Origin of the sequence: Veillonella sp. (genome assembly GCF_018381775.1) — a bacterium.
Classification (GTDB): Bacteria; Bacillota; Negativicutes; order Veillonellales; family Veillonellaceae; genus Veillonella.
On the sequence record NZ_JAGZRH010000001.1, the window covers coordinates 84,428 to 99,691 of the forward strand.

Here is a 15,264-nt window from a genome sequence, read left to right on the forward strand (position 1 = left end):
AGTAAATAATAAGTTTAGCGGATACTAGCATTTTATTATATTATTTATTGGAGTATTTTGACATTGGAGTTACTTGATTTTGTAATAAGACAAACAGATGAGTATATTGATTCGATACCAAGAGCAGAACGTAAAAAATATGGACAATTTTTTACAAGTATTGAAACAGCTGTTTTTATGGCTAGTTTATTTGATATACCTGAAAATAAGGCCACTTTACGCATTCTTGATACTGGAGCAGGAACAGGCATATTATCTGCAGCTTTGATTCAAAGATTAGAAGGTATCTCATCTTTACAAAAAATTTATTTAGTTTGTTATGAGAATGACCATCAGGTTTTAGAGGTCTTGAGGCAGAATCTTGATTGGATCAAGGCACATTCAAATATTCAAATTGATTATGAAATTAGGAATGATAATTATATTTTAAAACAGGAAAAAGAATATAATTGTACAAGTGAAACAGATTCAAACCATAAAAAATATGATATGGTTATTGGGAATCCTCCTTATATGAAGATTGGTAAAGATGCTCCAGAAGCTAAAGCGATGCCAGATATTTGTTATGGTGCACCTAATTTATATTTTTTGTTTATGGCGATGGGAGTATTTAATTTATTTCAAGAGGGTGAATTGGTATATATAGTACCTCGCTCGTGGACATCAGGTACATATTTTAAACGGTTTAGAAAGAAAATTCTTAGTATATCAGCGTTAAAGCATATACATCTATTTGTTAGTCGTAATAAAGTCTTTGATAGAGATAATGTATTACAAGAAACAATTATAATTAAATTAAAAAAATCAAATGATAGACCTAAGCATATAACTATCACTACTACTCAGAATAATAAAGATTTTTCTAAAAGAACTATATTTAAAGCACCGTATAATACTGTAATTTCAGGAGAAGAAGCATATGTATATTTGGTGACACATGAAGATGATGTAACAATTCTTGAAAAAGTTGATAAGTTAAGTCATACATTGCCCAGCATAGGTCTAAAAATGAGGACAGGTTTAACTGTAGATTTTCGACATAAAGATGAGTTACGTGATAATAAAGAGCATGGTGCAGTTCCTCTTTTTTATCCTCAGCATATACAATCTGGAAAAATATTATTTCCGATGGGAAAAGCTAAAGAATATATTGTTACAGATAAAACAAGTTTACTACAAAATAACTCAAATTACCTATTTGTGAAACGATTTACTACAAAAGAAGAACGTAGACGTCTGCAATGTGGAGTGTATCTATCTAAGGTATTTCCGTGTTATGAAAAGATTAGTACCCAAAATAAAATTAACTTTATCAGTGGTGATACTGATTTGTCAGAAGAGCTAGTTTATGGATTATACGTAATTTTTAATTCTACATTATATGATAGATATTATAGAATTCTTAATGGATCTACGCAGGTGAATTCAACAGAGATTAATACTATACCAATTCCAAGTAAAGATATAATAGAACAATTAGGTGAAAAGATTATACAGTCACAAGATATGTCAGAACGGTGTTGTGATAATGTATTGATGGAGCTTTTATATGGATAAAATTGAACAGGCACGAGAAATATTAAGTGAACTTAAGGTACCAGATAAACAACAGGCTGATTTATGTTGTTTGACTCTTCTATCGATGGCGAATATTAAGCCCTCTGATAACTGGAAGAATGCGAATAATAATTGGGTTCGTATTCATGATGTAATAAATTATGTAAGAGACCATTATAATATTTCTTATGCAGAAAATAGTAGAGAGACTTTTCGTAAGCAAGCAATACATCATTTTAGAAATGCGGCGTTTATTGAGGATAATGGGATGGCAACTAATAGTCCTAATTATCGGTATAGATTAACAGATGAAATGTTGAATCTTATTAAGTGTTATGGTAGTCGTGAATGGGAATTAGAAAAAATACGTTTTCTTGAAGAACATGATAATTTAATAAACCTTTATTCTTCTAATCGTGCAATGTTAAAAATTCCGATTGTTATTAATGAAGAGCTTTATAACTTTTCTCCTGGAAAGCATAATGAATTACAGAAAGCCATATTAGAAGAATTTGCACCTCGTTTTGCTTCTAATGCAGAGTGTATTTATGTTGGCGATACAATAAAGAAAGATTTAGTCAAAAATGTAGAACGATTAAGAGAGTTAGGCTTTTCAATTACACTTCATGATAAAATGCCAGATGTAATACTTTATGCTAAAGAAAAAAATTGGTTATATTTTATTGAAGCTGTTACATCTGTTGGGCCGATAGATTCAAAGAGAATTATAGAAATTAAGAGTATGACAAAAGATGTAGCATCAGGAAAAATTTATGTTACTGCATTTCTTGATTTTAAAACCTTCAAAAAGTTTTCTGAAATGCTTGCGTGGGAAACAGAGGTTTGGATTGCAGATATGCCAGATCATATGATACATCTGAACGGAGATAAATTTTTAGGACCTAGAGAGACTTAAATAGGAGGGGAATAATGGGCTTAAAAGATGAAATTATTGAAAAAAGACGTGAAATGGTTGTTGATTCATATCCAATGTCAATTGGAGAAATGGTTAATCTATATAGAGATGGTGAACTTAATGTACACCCTGAGTTTCAACGTTTTTTCCGTTGGGATGAGGAGCAAAAAACAAAACTTATAGAATCTATTTTATTGGGAATTCCTATTCCACCGATTTTTGTGTCCCAAAAGTTAAATGGCATTTGGGACGTAATTGATGGTCAACAAAGACTTTCAACAATTTTACAGTTTATGCATGTTTTAAAAGATGATGAAGGGGCTAAAACGGACCCATTGGTTCTAATGGGAACTAAATTTTTACCATCATTAAAAAATGTAGTTTGGGATGATGAAAATCTATTTTCATCTGAACAAAAAATTAATTTTAAACGTGAGAAGTTAAATTTTACTATTATAAAGGAAACATCAGAACAAGACACATCAAAATATGAAATGTTTCAACGCCTTAATACGGGAGGGACTCATTTATCTGCTCAAGAAATTAGAAATTGTTTGATGCTTATGATAAATAAGACTGTTTATGAATTAATAAATGAGTTACATGATAATGAATCGTTTAAGGCTTGTAGACCTATCACAGACAAACAACTTGAGGAACAATATGATTTGGAACTTATAGTGAGATTTTTACTTTATGTTTCGTTTGAAGATAATTTTTTGTCTAATGTTGATAAGTCTAGAAGTATGGATTTATTATTAACTGAAGAGCTTGAGAAATATGCTATAGGTATTGATAGTGTAGAGATTCAAAATATTAAGGATAAATTTAATAGAATCTTTTCTTTATTGTCTGACACATTAGGAGAAGATGTATTTAAAAAGTATTATAAACCTGAAAATAAATTTAAAGGTGCTGTTTTAATTGCTGCGTTTGAAGCTATTGTTCCAGGTGTTTTTTTGCATCTAGAATATTGGGAATTACATAAATCGGAATTAATAAATAAAATTAAGGGTTTATATAGTGAAGACGCATTTAATACGGCGGTCATTAGGGGAACACGTCCAGTTGATCGTATGGCTCAACTTATTATGTTTAGTAGAATTTGGTTCCAAAATGAAAATTAAGAAGGTTGAAAAACTTATAGATTTAATTGATAAAGATAAGGCTTGGAGAATAAAAGAACTTATAGATATTAAGTCTATGGTTCATTCGACAAAAAATCCTCTTCTATGTAGGGTTGGTATTGCAATGCTTTCGGCACATTTTGAGGGTCTTATTAAATGTATTGCTAATTATTATGTTGTACATGTTTCTTCACAACGTATTAAACTTTCTGATTTGGATACGGGGTTTGTAGCAATTTATTTGAAGGGAGTTTTTAATCCTTGTTTGAGTTCTACAAAGCTTTCTGTATATAAATCTTCGATGGATGATTTTTTGATAAAATATAATTCGCACACTTTTAAGGTTAAATATACTCCAGATGAACCAATAATTAAGACTGAGTCAAATCCTTCATCTACAGTTTTAAGAAACATTTTTAGTACTATAGGACTAGATTTTTCTGTTTATGAAACTAGAATCAATTATATTGATACTGACCTTTTAAGTAATCGTCATGATATTGTTCATGGTGAAAAAACCTGTATTAGTATTCCTGAGTTTGATAGTACATTTGATGCTATTACTAATCTTATGGATCAGTTTGCGGATCAGGTTAAAGATGCCGCCATTAATAAAGTTTATTTAAAAAGATCGTAGGTACTTAATATATATAATAGTAGCATGAGTTGATTTTAGTACACTGTATAATGAACATATACTTTAAAGGTGATATGGTATATGTAGTTGAATGAGGCCGGAAATGAGCGATTTAGATTTTACTATTGGCTGTATAGTTACTTTTTTCACCGAGAAGAGGAGAACTCCACCAAATTTGAATAATGGAAGGTATTGTCCTCATCTTGTTATAAAGGGCTCTGATCAGCTGTTAGGTGTAAACTTTATTGATGGTGAAGATGTCATCTTTGATAAACCAATAAGTGCCAATGCGTTGCCAGTAAACGAAGATATAGATTATTCTGCACTACAAGTCGGTATGGAGTTTCTTATCCTGGAAGGCAGTGCTATTGTTGGCGAAGGTATTGTAAAAGAAATCTTTCAGCATAAACCGTATGGGAAAAAATAATTGTAGAGTATTATATCCGTTGGAGCTTATATGATTCATATTATTGATGGCAAACCGTATTTAGATCAAGTAAAAGAGTTGATTACTGAGTATACGCAGTGGCTTGGTCGCGATTTGTCCTTTCAAAATTTAGATAAGGAATTGGCAGATATAGCAGAGAAATATACGGCGCCAAATGGTGAATTATTGGTTGCTATCGATGATAATGATGTGGTGCTCGGCATGGTGGCGTATTATCAGCATAGTGATACCCGTTGTGAGATGAAACGCCTCTATGTGCGTCCTGAAGGTCGTGGGCATGCTCTCGGTGATCGTCTGATTGAAAGTATTATGGACCATGCTAAGGCCTCTGGATATAAAGAAATGGTGCTAGATACAATTGAACCGTTGCAGGCGGCGATCCATTTGTATAAGAAGCATGGCTTTGTTGAATGCGAGCCGTATTATCATAACCCTATGGACGATGTTATCTATATGAGCAAGGAACTCGATTGATGGCGCTATCTTGGGATTCATTGGAGGAGCTTTTATGGCGATTACATATACTGAAGAAAAGAATTTTACCCCTCAGCAGGTAGCGGATTTATTCTTGTCCGTACGTTGGGTGGTAGGTAAATATCCTGACCGTCTACACAAGGCGCTCATGAATTCCTCTCGTGTGATTTCTGCTTGGGATGGCGACAGTTTAGTTGGTCTTATTCGTGTCATGGATGATAGCGAGCTGGTGTGCTTCATCAATTATGTGCTGGTTCATCCTGATTATCATGGACAAGGTATTGCAGGTCATTTGCTAGAAATGGTGAAAGAGGCGTACAAGTCTTACTTGTACGTTAATGTTATGATTGGTGATAGCAAGAATGCATCATTTTACGAGAAGCATGGCTTTAAAATAAAAGAAGATTCCTTGCCAATGCAATATCGTAATGTGCCGAAATATACAAAAAGATAATTGGTGGGATAATCTGTATAGCAAGTAAGTGGTCAAATTGTTAATAAAAGGCTACACGTACATAGCGTTACGTGTAGCCTTTGTTATGTAAACGGTATATACTAAAACGGATATGTAGATACGATGGAGAAGGATATGGATATTTTAATACGAAAAGCGACAACCTCTGATTTAGATTTGGTGACACATATAGAAGCAACTTGTTTTCCGCCTGCAGAAGCGGCGCCTCGTGAGGCTTTTAAGGAACGATTAGATCATTATGCAGGTCAGTTTTTAATTGCCTTTGACGGCGATGCACCTATTGGTTTTATCGATGGCTTTGTAACGGATGATGAAATTTTAACGGATGAGATGTTCGCCGATGCTTCGCTGCATAATCCCCATGGTGCATGGCAGATGATATTTGGTCTAAATACATTGCCTGAGTATCGGAATCGTGGTGTAGGTGGTCAGTTGATAGAGGCCTTTATCGATCTTGCGAGAGATGAAAAACGAAAAGGTGTTATTCTAACCTGTAAGGAAGAAAAGATTCATTATTACGCCAAGTTTGGCTTTGTCAATGAAGGTGAGTCTGAATCGGATCACGGCGGCGCTAAGTGGTATCAGATGCGTATTGTGTTCTAGCCATATAATTAAATACAAAAGAAGAAGCTGAAATCTTGCAGACTAGCATTGATTTCAGCTTCTTTTTGTTGGGAAGATATGTATTTTGAAGGAGTCTGATTAAAATTAATTAAATAATTTCTTTAACTTGCGCCACGCCTTTATCGGTCAGCATATAGTACCCATTTGTTACATACAACAAGCCTTGTTTCTTAAGGTGTGATGCGGCTTGGTGTGTATAGTCTGGCTTCCAGTTCAAGTGTTCGTGAATGGTGCCGATACCGTTTTCGATGGCCGCCACAGGTGTATTCATATGGGTATAGATGTGGCAGAGCATCATCGTTTCTCGATAGTGACGACGCAAGTGGCGTTGGCGAAGATAGGTTGCAATATAGCCTGTCTTTGGCGTGCAAATAACGGCAATTAATAATGCGAGACCGATCGTTGTTGCGATAGCACCTGCAATGGATACGTCTAGGGTGAAAGCGACTTCTGTACCGATGACAGCACAGATAATACCGATGATGATACTGCTAGTGAGCATGGCTTTCACCGAGTCCGTCCATAAATAAGCGATAACCGCAGGTCCGATCATGAGGCCGATAACGAGGATGGCGCCTACTGCTTGGAATGAAGCCACCACGGTAAGGGACACCATGGTCATCAGCACGTAATGGATGAGGGCAGGCATGAAGCCGAAGAGCCCTGCTAATAGTGGATCGAAGGTAGATAGCTGCAATTCCTTGTAGAAGAGCATAACTAATAGGAGGTTGATGACCGCTACCCCCAGGGAAATCCATAGAGATACAGGACCTAAGTCGGTGGAGTTTACAATCCATCTGTCGAACGGGGCGAACGCGATTTCCCCTAGAAGTGCCGTATCTACGTCAAGGTGTGCGTTGCCGCTGTAGAGACTGACGAGGATGATGGCAATGGAGAATAGAAGGGGGAAGATGATACCAATGGACGCGTCTTCATTGACGAGGCCCGTGTTATGAATCATCTCTGTAAGCCACACCGTTCCTACGCCGACTACGGTTGCCCCTACTAAAAGCAAGGGAGAGTTTAAGTCTTCCGTTACAAAGAAAGCGAGCACGATGCCGAGGAATACGGTATGCGTAATGGCGTCGGCCATCATGGACATGCGGCGCAACACGAGGAATACACCAGGGATAGCGCACGCAATAGATACAGTAATGGCAATGAGTAAAATTTCTGTATGTACTGTCATGGGGCACCTCCTATACGAGGCTGCCCTCTCTCAGCTCTATATATCTTTTGTTGTAAATCAGCGGGGCTTATTCTCGCAGTTTCAGATAATAAAGCTTGTTTTGATTGTTTGTTTTTACGATATTGCCACAAGATGCCTCTATTAGGGGCAAAAATGAGGCTCAATAGAACGATAGCCGATAGGATGACGATAATGGCAGGTCCTGTAGGCAGTTTTTGTACGGTTGTACTCCAGATAGTGCCGCCGATGGCGGATACCATACCGAAGAATCCTGCTAGTATACACATGGTTCCTAGCTTGTTCGTCCACTGACGGGCCCCTACGGCTGGTGCAATGAGTAGGGAGCTAATCAATATAGCCCCTACGGACTGAATGCCGATGATGATGGTCATGATCAATAGTGAACGATATAAAATGAGGGTAAAGGTGACAGGAATTTGTAATGTTTTGGCATATTCTACGTCGAAGGAGATGAGTTTTAGTTCCTTCCAAAATAGTGCAGTTAACACGATGATAATGAGTGCTGCCGCCGATGTAATGTACACATCACGAGCTAATATGGTGGCTGCCTGTCCAAATATAAATTTTGAAAGCCCCGCTTGACCTGCGTTATTTAGACTTTGAAGGTAGGTGAGTAGAACCATACCAAGACCAAAGAATGCCGATAAGATAGTGGCCAAAGCTCCATCAAATTTAATTTTACTGTTTTCGACGGTGATGGTAATGAGCCAAGCTGCGGTAATTGAGGAGAGGGCAGCACCGGTGATGAGCACCTCGATATCCTTAATGCCTGTCAGCAAGAAGGCGATAACTACACCTGGTAGTGCTGCATGGGAGAGACCGTCACCGATGAGGCTTTCCTTGCGCAGTACTGCGAAGGTCCCCGCAATACCACTGGCGAGGCCTAAGAGTGCCGTGCCGAGCAGTACCATCTGCGTCGTGTAGGATTGGAGTATGGTCATACAATCCTCCCCTTGCCGTAGGTGCGCTCGATGGCTTCCTCTGTAAAAGTATCTGCTACAGGACCATAGGCAACAGTCTGTTTGTTCACCATCGTTACCCAGTCAAAATATTGAGGTACCGTATTTAAATCGTGGTGTACGACGATAACCGTTTTACCGCGCGCTTTCATTTCTTGTAACAGGGAGATAATAGCGTGTTCTGTCGTTTTATCGACGCCCTTAAAGGGTTCGTCCATGAGGTAAATGTCGGCCTCTTGTACGAGGGCTCTCGCGAGGAATACACGCTGTTGTTGTCCCCCTGAAAGTTGACGAATTTGCCTATTCACATAGTCGCTCATGCCCATTTTCTCAATCATGGAGAGGGCCAGCTCCTTATCCTTTTTACTTGGTCGTTTGAACCAACCTAGATGACCATAGCGGCCCATAAGTACGACGTCTAATACGGTAGTAGGAAAGTCCCAGTCTACGCTACCGCTTTGAGGTACATAGGCGATTTTCTTGTAATCCTTTTTATCCATTGCAAGGTGGTGGTCAATATAAAACTTAACACTACCTGAGATAACTGTTAATAGGCCTAACATGGCCTTTAATAATGTAGATTTACCGGCTCCATTAGGGCCGACGATAGCCGCTAAGGAACCGATGGGTACCTTCATATCTACGTCCCATAATACGGGTTTTGTCGTATAGGCTACGGTCATATCTTCAACTTCAACGGCCCATTCCATAGAGACCTCCTTTTATCAATAGTGCTACTATCGCTGTATTGTTAGTAGTACTTGTACTTACATAGGGCGTACACTGTATGTCGTCCTTGTTTTGAAATGTTATTTGTTATTTAAGTGCTTTAGCGATGGTATCGATATTGGCTTTTACCATGCCGATATATGTGCCGCCTTCAGTGCCTTCAGAACCGAGGGAGTCGGAGTATAATTCGCCACCGATGGCAACGTTCCAGCCTTTAGCCTTAGCTGCTTCTTGAACGGCTTCAATTGTTTTGTGTGGTACAGAAGATTCTACGAAGATCGCTTTAATTTTGTGATCTACGATGAATTGAACAAGTTCATTCACATCTTGTGTGCCTGCTTCTGTAGCAGTACTTACACCTTGCAAACCTTTTACTTCAAAGCCATAAGCGCGAGCGAAGTATTGGAAGGCATCGTGTGCTGTTACTAGAACGCGAGATTCTTTAGGAATTGATTCTGCTTGAGTTTTGATGTATGCATCTGTTTCATCTAATTTAGTGAGGTATGCATCATAGCGTTTTTTGAAATCCTCTTTGTGAGCTGGATCTGCTTTCGCAAGACCTTCATATACAGCTTTGGCGGCAAGTTTCCAATTCGCTACATCGAACCAAATATGAGGATCTTTTGTTTTCAGGCCATCTTCTTCGTCAAAGTCGAGTAGCGTAGCTGGGTCAATGGCATCAGATACGCGGATGGTAGCTTTATTTTGTTTTGTTAAATTGTCGAAAATGGAACCCATTTTACCTTCTAAGTGAATGCCGTTGTACACTACAACATCTGCTTTAGACATGGCTGTTACATCGCCGGCACTCGCTTGGTAGAGGTGAGGGTCTACGCCTGGACCCATGAGTCCTTGTACAGACACATGGTCACCGCCAATTTCTTTTACTAAATCCGTTAACATTGTAGTAGTAGCTACAACATTTAATTTTTTCTGACTGTCTTGTGCTGCATCCTTGCCACAGCCTGCAAGAGCTAATAACATAAGTGCTAATGATACGACGACTAATACGACTCGGTTGAACTTCATAATAAACCTCCTTTTTATAGATACTAATTTTAAAAACTTTAATAATCTTGTTTGAGGGAACTGTACTGTCTTAATGATGAAATCATTTGAAGGTGGAGAATATTTCCCTAAATTTAAACAGAAAAATAGCCGCTACTAACGTAGCGGCTATTGGCAGTAATACGTTCGTCTGCTAGGGTCATGATCATTTAGTGAATAAGAGCTTGTAGATGGTTAGGCCCAACGAGGGCAATGAGACCAAGTACCATCATGACCTTCATTTGAATACGCTTTCTACGTCTCATGATGAACCTCCTTTGTGTAGTTTTTTGTCATATCTACCTGATATGTAAGTCCGAACAGTTATCTTGTGTTTAATATATCATAAATGAGAAATTTTATCAATAAGAAAATGTTCTTTAAATATTCATCTTTATTTAGTATGATATTATTCATAGACTCAAAATAATTATTTTAGGAGGCTTATTATGAATAAATTATTCAGATTCACTGCGGCGGCTTTACTTGTTACATCTTTTGGCGTATTAGGTAATTATACAGCTGATGCAGCTAAGTTCTTAGAATCTCCGCGAGAAGTGGAAATTGTAAAACCTGAGTTACCTGAGGTTCCTCAAACAGCTACCGTAGCACCGACTATGCGCGTACGCTTTTTGATTGATAAAAAAGGGAATGTTAAAAATGTATTCGTGGAACGTTCTTCTGGTTATGCTCCAGTTGACGAAGCGGTGAAAAAAGCCATTTTACAATGGAAGTTTACACCTGCTATTGGTATGGACCAAAAGGCTCATGAATCTATTATTGGGATGACAATTACTCTACCTAAACAAGCTGTAACAGCTAAATAAGGAGAATGTGATGAATAAAGTGTTGCGTTGTACTGTATTAAGCGCACTGTTTGCAACGAGTATGGTAGCCTCTGTGCTGGCGGCGCCATTTCAATTGCCTGTAGCAATATCTACACCACCTGTAGATCAAATTAATATTGCTGGTTATGGCGATTCGATCCATAGTGCAGATGTGCGTTTCACAATTAATGAAGATGGTTCTGTAGGGGACATAGAGGTTGTAAAATCTAGTGGGGTTAGCGCTCTTGATGAGGCTCTTGTTGAGAAAATCTCCACATGGCGTTTCAACCCGGCTACAGACTCCAATGGTAATCCTGTGGCATCTTCTAAAACTGAATATATTGATTTTAGAAACTAATTAAAGGCGCTCATACCTAGTATGGGCGCTTTTTTAAGAATCTTTCAAATATATCTAAATATGTATCTGTGGCAACTGAAAATTACTTTCAAAATGGATATAATAAAAGTATATTTAATATAGTAATAATATATTGTATATACTAATAGTCTTTGACCTTTGGAGGTATAAGCATATGAATCCATTAAAGCAAAAGCTAGACATTAATAACGAACGGTACAGAATTATTGTATCTATTAAAGAGGATTATTTAGATGGTAAATTGTCCTTGGAAGAGGGCAATCGTATTTTGAAAGAAAAATTAGGCACTTGCACGCCTGATGAATTTGCCTATGCAGAGCAAAGTTTGAAAGGTGTATATAAGGACGAAGAGATCCTTGATAAGATGGATGATCTATTGAACTTATTTGATGGCGTATTAGTGCGCGCTGAAAATGAGTACCCTGAAAATCATCCATTATGGGCCTATTTGGAAGAGATTAACGCTGTTGAAAAGGTGGCACTTGAAGCTGATGAATTGTTGAAACAGGAGAAATTTATCAAGAATCCTTGGCTTGGTGTATTCGACTCCTTAGCACAATGGCGTATTCATCTATCTCGTAAGCAAAATCAATTATATCCAATGCTTGAAGATCATGGATTTGATCGTCCTACTCGTATCATGTGGACCTTTGACGATGGTGTGCGTGATGCTATCTCTGCGTCTTATGCATTACTCCGTGAAGATAAATACGAGGAATTTTTAGCGTCCGTTCCTGAAACGTTGGCAAAATTGCGCGATTTAAATTCTAAAGAGCTAGAGGTTTTATTGCCAACATCTTTTAAATTATTAAGCGATGAAGAGTTTGTGCGCATGAGCAAAAACGATCATGAAATTGGTTATGCTATCATCAATCAGCCAGGTTTGTATGTCGTGCCAGGCATCAACGATTCTGCAGCTCAATTAAATGGAAATACTGCTGGTCAAAATGGTGCAGTATCTAATGAGTTCCTAAATGATTTAGCAGGGTTATTATCCAAATACGTTGGTCCTGTAGGCGGAGCACAAGTTGGTAAGGATGCTGTCCTCGATGTAGCTACTGGCAAATTAACATTAGAACAAATTAATCTATTGTTCCGTCATCTTCCTGTAGATTTGTCTTATGTAGATGAAAACGAACTTGTTAAGTTCTACAGTGACACGCCACATCGTATATTCCCTCGTAGTGCCAATGTTATCGGCCGTGAGGTGAAGAATTGTCACCCTGCTAAGTCCGTTCACATCGTAGAAGAAATCGTTGAGAAGTTCCGTTCTGGTGAGCAAAGCCAAGCTGAATTCTGGATCAATAAACCAGGATTGTTTATCTATGTAATCTATACGGCAGTACGCGATGAACATGGTAAATTCCGCGGTGTCTTAGAAATGATGCAAGATTGCACTCATATTCGTGAGCTTGAAGGGTCTCGTACATTATTGACGTGGGATAAGACCGATTTTGTAGGAAATGCTGAAAATAGTACTGGTAAGAGTAACAATAATGATAAATCCTTGGCTCAAGAAGCTGCAGAAGAGGTAGACGAAGAGCCACTCACTACCGATGCTGACGGTCGTTTCCATATCGATGCAAAGACAACGCTATCTAACTTAATCAAACAAAGTCCAGAGGTAGTAGATTATTTGATCTCCTTGAATCCTAAATTTGAGAAATTGAAAACGCCAATGGTAAAAGTTATGGCTAAGGTGGCTACTATTAAGATGATTGCTGAACGTGGTGATTTTAACGTAGATGATCTAGTCGGTAAAATCGATGCTTTCATTAATAAAGCAAAAAAATAAATCTTGTAAGCTAATATAGATAATAGGTTTATCAAGAAAATAGATTTAGAAAATAGATTTAGAAAATAAATATTTGCTTTTACAGAATAAGAGGCTAGGTCCTATGACCTAGCCTCATTTTATTTTTTGATTAGCTGTTATAGATTCAGTATGCTTTTTTACACTGATTTTTACTAGGATAAAATCAATAAAATAGATAGAACTATCAAAATTATTTATATATAATGTGTTGCACTAATTCATGATAAGCATACATTAATTTCTTATATTTCATCTACTTTGTGTATACAAATTTATCTTAAAAAGGTAAAATAGATAATAATGAAAGTATTTGCAGATGCAGTATTTTCTTATCTTAAATTACTTTTACAAGAGAAATTACGTATATATTAAAGGTGAGGATCTGGATACTATGTCGACAAGACGCGTTTGGAAGCAAAGTGAAATTAAAACAAACCCATTATTTTCTAAGATGCGCAGTACTATTGAAACTGCATTTTATGGAAACAATGTAACTCCTGTAACATCTGTGGCTCAAGCGTACCAATTTGCCACTGAAGAACCAGGTGTTATCGTCCTCGATATGACTGTCTATAAACCATTAGAACAAGGTTTGCCTGCAGATGCAAAGGTACTTGTTACAAACGATGGTAAAACTACAGGCCGTTATGCAAAAGCTCGTCGTATTATTGGCGATGAAGGCATTGATGAAGTAGAACTCGCTAATATTGCACGTGATGCTGTATATGATAGCCGTGGTAAAGAGTGGATTTCTGCTGAAGCTATCGTAGGTCTTGATAAGAAATTCACTGCTCGTGCGCATTTAATGATTCCAAAAGACCACGCATCTATTTTGTATTCTTGGATTATGAACTTCAAATTCTTTGATGCAGCTGTAAAAGAATTCTACAATGACAGCGTAGAGATTCCTGAAGGCGACATCTACATTTATTCTGATCCTGACTATGTTGTACCAGGTCATCCAGGTGGTCTTGCTATCTTTGACCCAGCTCATAACTGTGCTATGATTCTTGGCATGCGCTATTTTGGTGAGCATAAAAAAGGCACTCTTACATTGGCATGGTCCTTAGCAAACCGCTTCGACTATGTAGCATGCCACGGTGGTATGAAACGTTACAACCTTGAAAATGGTAAAAGCTACACAATCGGTGTATTTGGTTTGTCCGGCTCCGGTAAATCTACATTGACTCATGAAAAACATGATGGTCGATATGATATCTCTATCTTGCATGACGATGCTTATATCATTAATACAAACGACTTGAGCTCTATTGCACTAGAACCTACATACTTCGATAAAATGCAAGATTACCCTGTAGAACATCCTGCTAACGAATTCTTGTTAACACTACAAAACGTAGGTGTAACAATGGATGAAGAGGGCCGCAAGGTTGTATTAGCTGAAGATGTACGTAACAATAATGGTCGTGCTATCAAGTCTCAATTCTGGACAGATAACCGTGTAAATTATGTAGATCAACCAGTTAATGCTATCGTTTGGCTAATGAAAGATAAAACATTGCCACCAATCCTCAAAATTAACGATCCTGTATTGGCATCTACAATGGGTGCTACACTTGCGACACGTCGTTCTACAGCAGAAAAACTTGATGCTCATGTGGATCCAAATGCGCTTGTTATTGAACCATATGCAAATCCATTCCGTACATATCCATTAGTTCGTGATTATGAAAGCTACAAAAAATTGTTCTCTGAATGTGGCGTAGATTGCTACATTATGAACACAGGCTTCTTCTTGGAAGAGAAAATTCCTAAAGAAGTTACCCTTGATTTGTTAGAACGTTTGGTAGAAGGTACATTGGACTTCAAACCATTCTATAAATACGAAAATCTTTCCTACGTAGAGGTTCCTGGTTTCGAACCACCATTCCAAGTGCGCGAATACCATCACCAATTACACAAAGCGTTCGAGTTCCGCTATGACTATGTAGAGAAACTCATTGGTCATAAAAACGAATTACCTCAAGAAGTATTGGATGTACTTAAAACATTAATGTAATGTATTGAGGCAATTGAAA

The 15,264-nt window shown here is 37.6% G+C and carries 16 protein-coding genes; 12 read left to right on the forward strand and 4 right to left on the reverse strand.

Annotated features, from left to right (window positions below):
- The first annotated feature begins 63 nt into the window (after nucleotides 1–63).
- The 8 genes from KH109_RS00395 to KH109_RS00430 all read left to right on the forward strand — a co-directional run bounded on the left by KH109_RS00395 (nucleotide 64) and on the right by KH109_RS00430 (nucleotide 6,237).
- Nucleotides 64–1,557, forward strand: a complete 1,494-nt coding sequence (locus tag KH109_RS00395) for an Eco57I restriction-modification methylase domain-containing protein (protein WP_295214526.1) — start codon at nucleotides 64–66, stop codon at nucleotides 1,555–1,557.
- On the forward strand, nucleotides 1,550–2,473 hold the full coding sequence (locus tag KH109_RS00400; RefSeq protein WP_295214529.1) for a BsuBI/PstI family type II restriction endonuclease: 924 nt from the start codon (nucleotides 1,550–1,552) through the stop codon (nucleotides 2,471–2,473). The genes KH109_RS00395 and KH109_RS00400 overlap by 8 nt, the downstream gene beginning before the upstream one ends.
- Nucleotides 2,474–2,487: 14 nt before the next feature.
- On the forward strand, nucleotides 2,488–3,600 hold the full coding sequence (locus KH109_RS00405; RefSeq protein WP_295214532.1) for a DUF262 domain-containing protein: 1,113 nt from the start codon (nucleotides 2,488–2,490) through the stop codon (nucleotides 3,598–3,600).
- On the forward strand, nucleotides 3,590–4,237 hold the full coding sequence (locus tag KH109_RS00410) for an MAE_28990/MAE_18760 family HEPN-like nuclease (RefSeq protein WP_295214534.1): 648 nt from the start codon (nucleotides 3,590–3,592) through the stop codon (nucleotides 4,235–4,237). Before KH109_RS00405 ends, KH109_RS00410 begins: the two co-directional genes overlap by 11 nt.
- 103 nt (nucleotides 4,238–4,340) lie before the next feature.
- Nucleotides 4,341–4,664, forward strand: coding sequence for a hypothetical protein (locus tag KH109_RS00415; RefSeq protein ID WP_295214537.1), 324 nt, complete (start codon nucleotides 4,341–4,343; stop codon nucleotides 4,662–4,664).
- 30 nt (nucleotides 4,665–4,694) lie between these two features.
- Nucleotides 4,695–5,159, forward strand: a complete 465-nt coding sequence (locus KH109_RS00420; RefSeq protein ID WP_295214540.1) for a GNAT family N-acetyltransferase — start codon at nucleotides 4,695–4,697, stop codon at nucleotides 5,157–5,159.
- 34 nt (nucleotides 5,160–5,193) lie between these two features.
- Complete coding sequence (locus KH109_RS00425; protein WP_295214543.1) at nucleotides 5,194–5,613, forward strand: GNAT family N-acetyltransferase; 420 nt, start codon at nucleotides 5,194–5,196, stop codon at nucleotides 5,611–5,613.
- A 135-nt stretch (nucleotides 5,614–5,748) separates the two neighbouring features.
- Nucleotides 5,749–6,237: a GNAT family N-acetyltransferase gene (locus KH109_RS00430; RefSeq protein WP_295214546.1), complete on the forward strand. Its 489-nt coding sequence runs from the start codon at nucleotides 5,749–5,751 to the stop codon at nucleotides 6,235–6,237.
- A gap of 109 nt (nucleotides 6,238–6,346) precedes the next feature.
- Here KH109_RS00430 and KH109_RS00435 read toward each other — a convergent pair whose 3' ends face one another.
- From KH109_RS00435 to KH109_RS00450, 4 genes are all read right to left on the reverse strand, one after another.
- Nucleotides 6,347–7,447 carry a metal ABC transporter permease gene (locus KH109_RS00435; protein WP_295214549.1) on the reverse strand — a complete coding sequence of 367 codons (1,101 nt, stop codon included), beginning with the start codon at nucleotides 7,445–7,447 and terminating at the stop codon, nucleotides 6,347–6,349.
- A complete protein-coding gene (locus KH109_RS00440; RefSeq protein WP_295214552.1) occupies nucleotides 7,444–8,409 on the reverse strand; it encodes a metal ABC transporter permease in 966 nt (321 codons plus the stop codon). The genes KH109_RS00435 and KH109_RS00440 overlap by 4 nt, the downstream gene beginning before the upstream one ends.
- The gene (locus KH109_RS00445; protein WP_295214555.1) at nucleotides 8,406–9,137 is read right to left on the reverse strand and encodes a metal ABC transporter ATP-binding protein; all 732 of its coding nucleotides are present in this window, start codon (nucleotides 9,135–9,137) and stop codon (nucleotides 8,406–8,408) included. The genes KH109_RS00440 and KH109_RS00445 overlap by 4 nt, the downstream gene beginning before the upstream one ends.
- Nucleotides 9,138–9,243: 106 nt before the next feature.
- The gene (locus KH109_RS00450; RefSeq protein ID WP_295214559.1) at nucleotides 9,244–10,185 is read right to left on the reverse strand and encodes a zinc ABC transporter substrate-binding protein; all 942 of its coding nucleotides are present in this window, start codon (nucleotides 10,183–10,185) and stop codon (nucleotides 9,244–9,246) included.
- A gap of 467 nt (nucleotides 10,186–10,652) precedes the next feature.
- On the opposite strand from KH109_RS00450, the gene KH109_RS00455 reads away from it, so the two are divergent.
- The 4 genes from KH109_RS00455 to KH109_RS00470 all read left to right on the forward strand — a co-directional run bounded on the left by KH109_RS00455 (nucleotide 10,653) and on the right by KH109_RS00470 (nucleotide 15,245).
- Nucleotides 10,653–11,030, forward strand: a complete 378-nt coding sequence (locus KH109_RS00455) for an energy transducer TonB (RefSeq protein WP_295214562.1) — start codon at nucleotides 10,653–10,655, stop codon at nucleotides 11,028–11,030.
- Nucleotides 11,031–11,040: 10 nt separating this feature from the next.
- A complete protein-coding gene (locus KH109_RS00460; RefSeq protein WP_295214565.1) occupies nucleotides 11,041–11,388 on the forward strand; it encodes an energy transducer TonB in 348 nt (115 codons plus the stop codon).
- A gap of 175 nt (nucleotides 11,389–11,563) precedes the next feature.
- Nucleotides 11,564–13,204, forward strand: coding sequence for a PAS domain-containing protein (locus KH109_RS00465; RefSeq protein WP_295214568.1), 1,641 nt, complete (start codon nucleotides 11,564–11,566; stop codon nucleotides 13,202–13,204).
- A 412-nt stretch (nucleotides 13,205–13,616) separates the two neighbouring features.
- Nucleotides 13,617–15,245 carry a phosphoenolpyruvate carboxykinase (ATP) gene (locus KH109_RS00470; RefSeq protein WP_295214572.1) on the forward strand — a complete coding sequence of 543 codons (1,629 nt, stop codon included), beginning with the start codon at nucleotides 13,617–13,619 and terminating at the stop codon, nucleotides 15,243–15,245.
- Nucleotides 15,246–15,264: the final 19 nt, after the last annotated feature.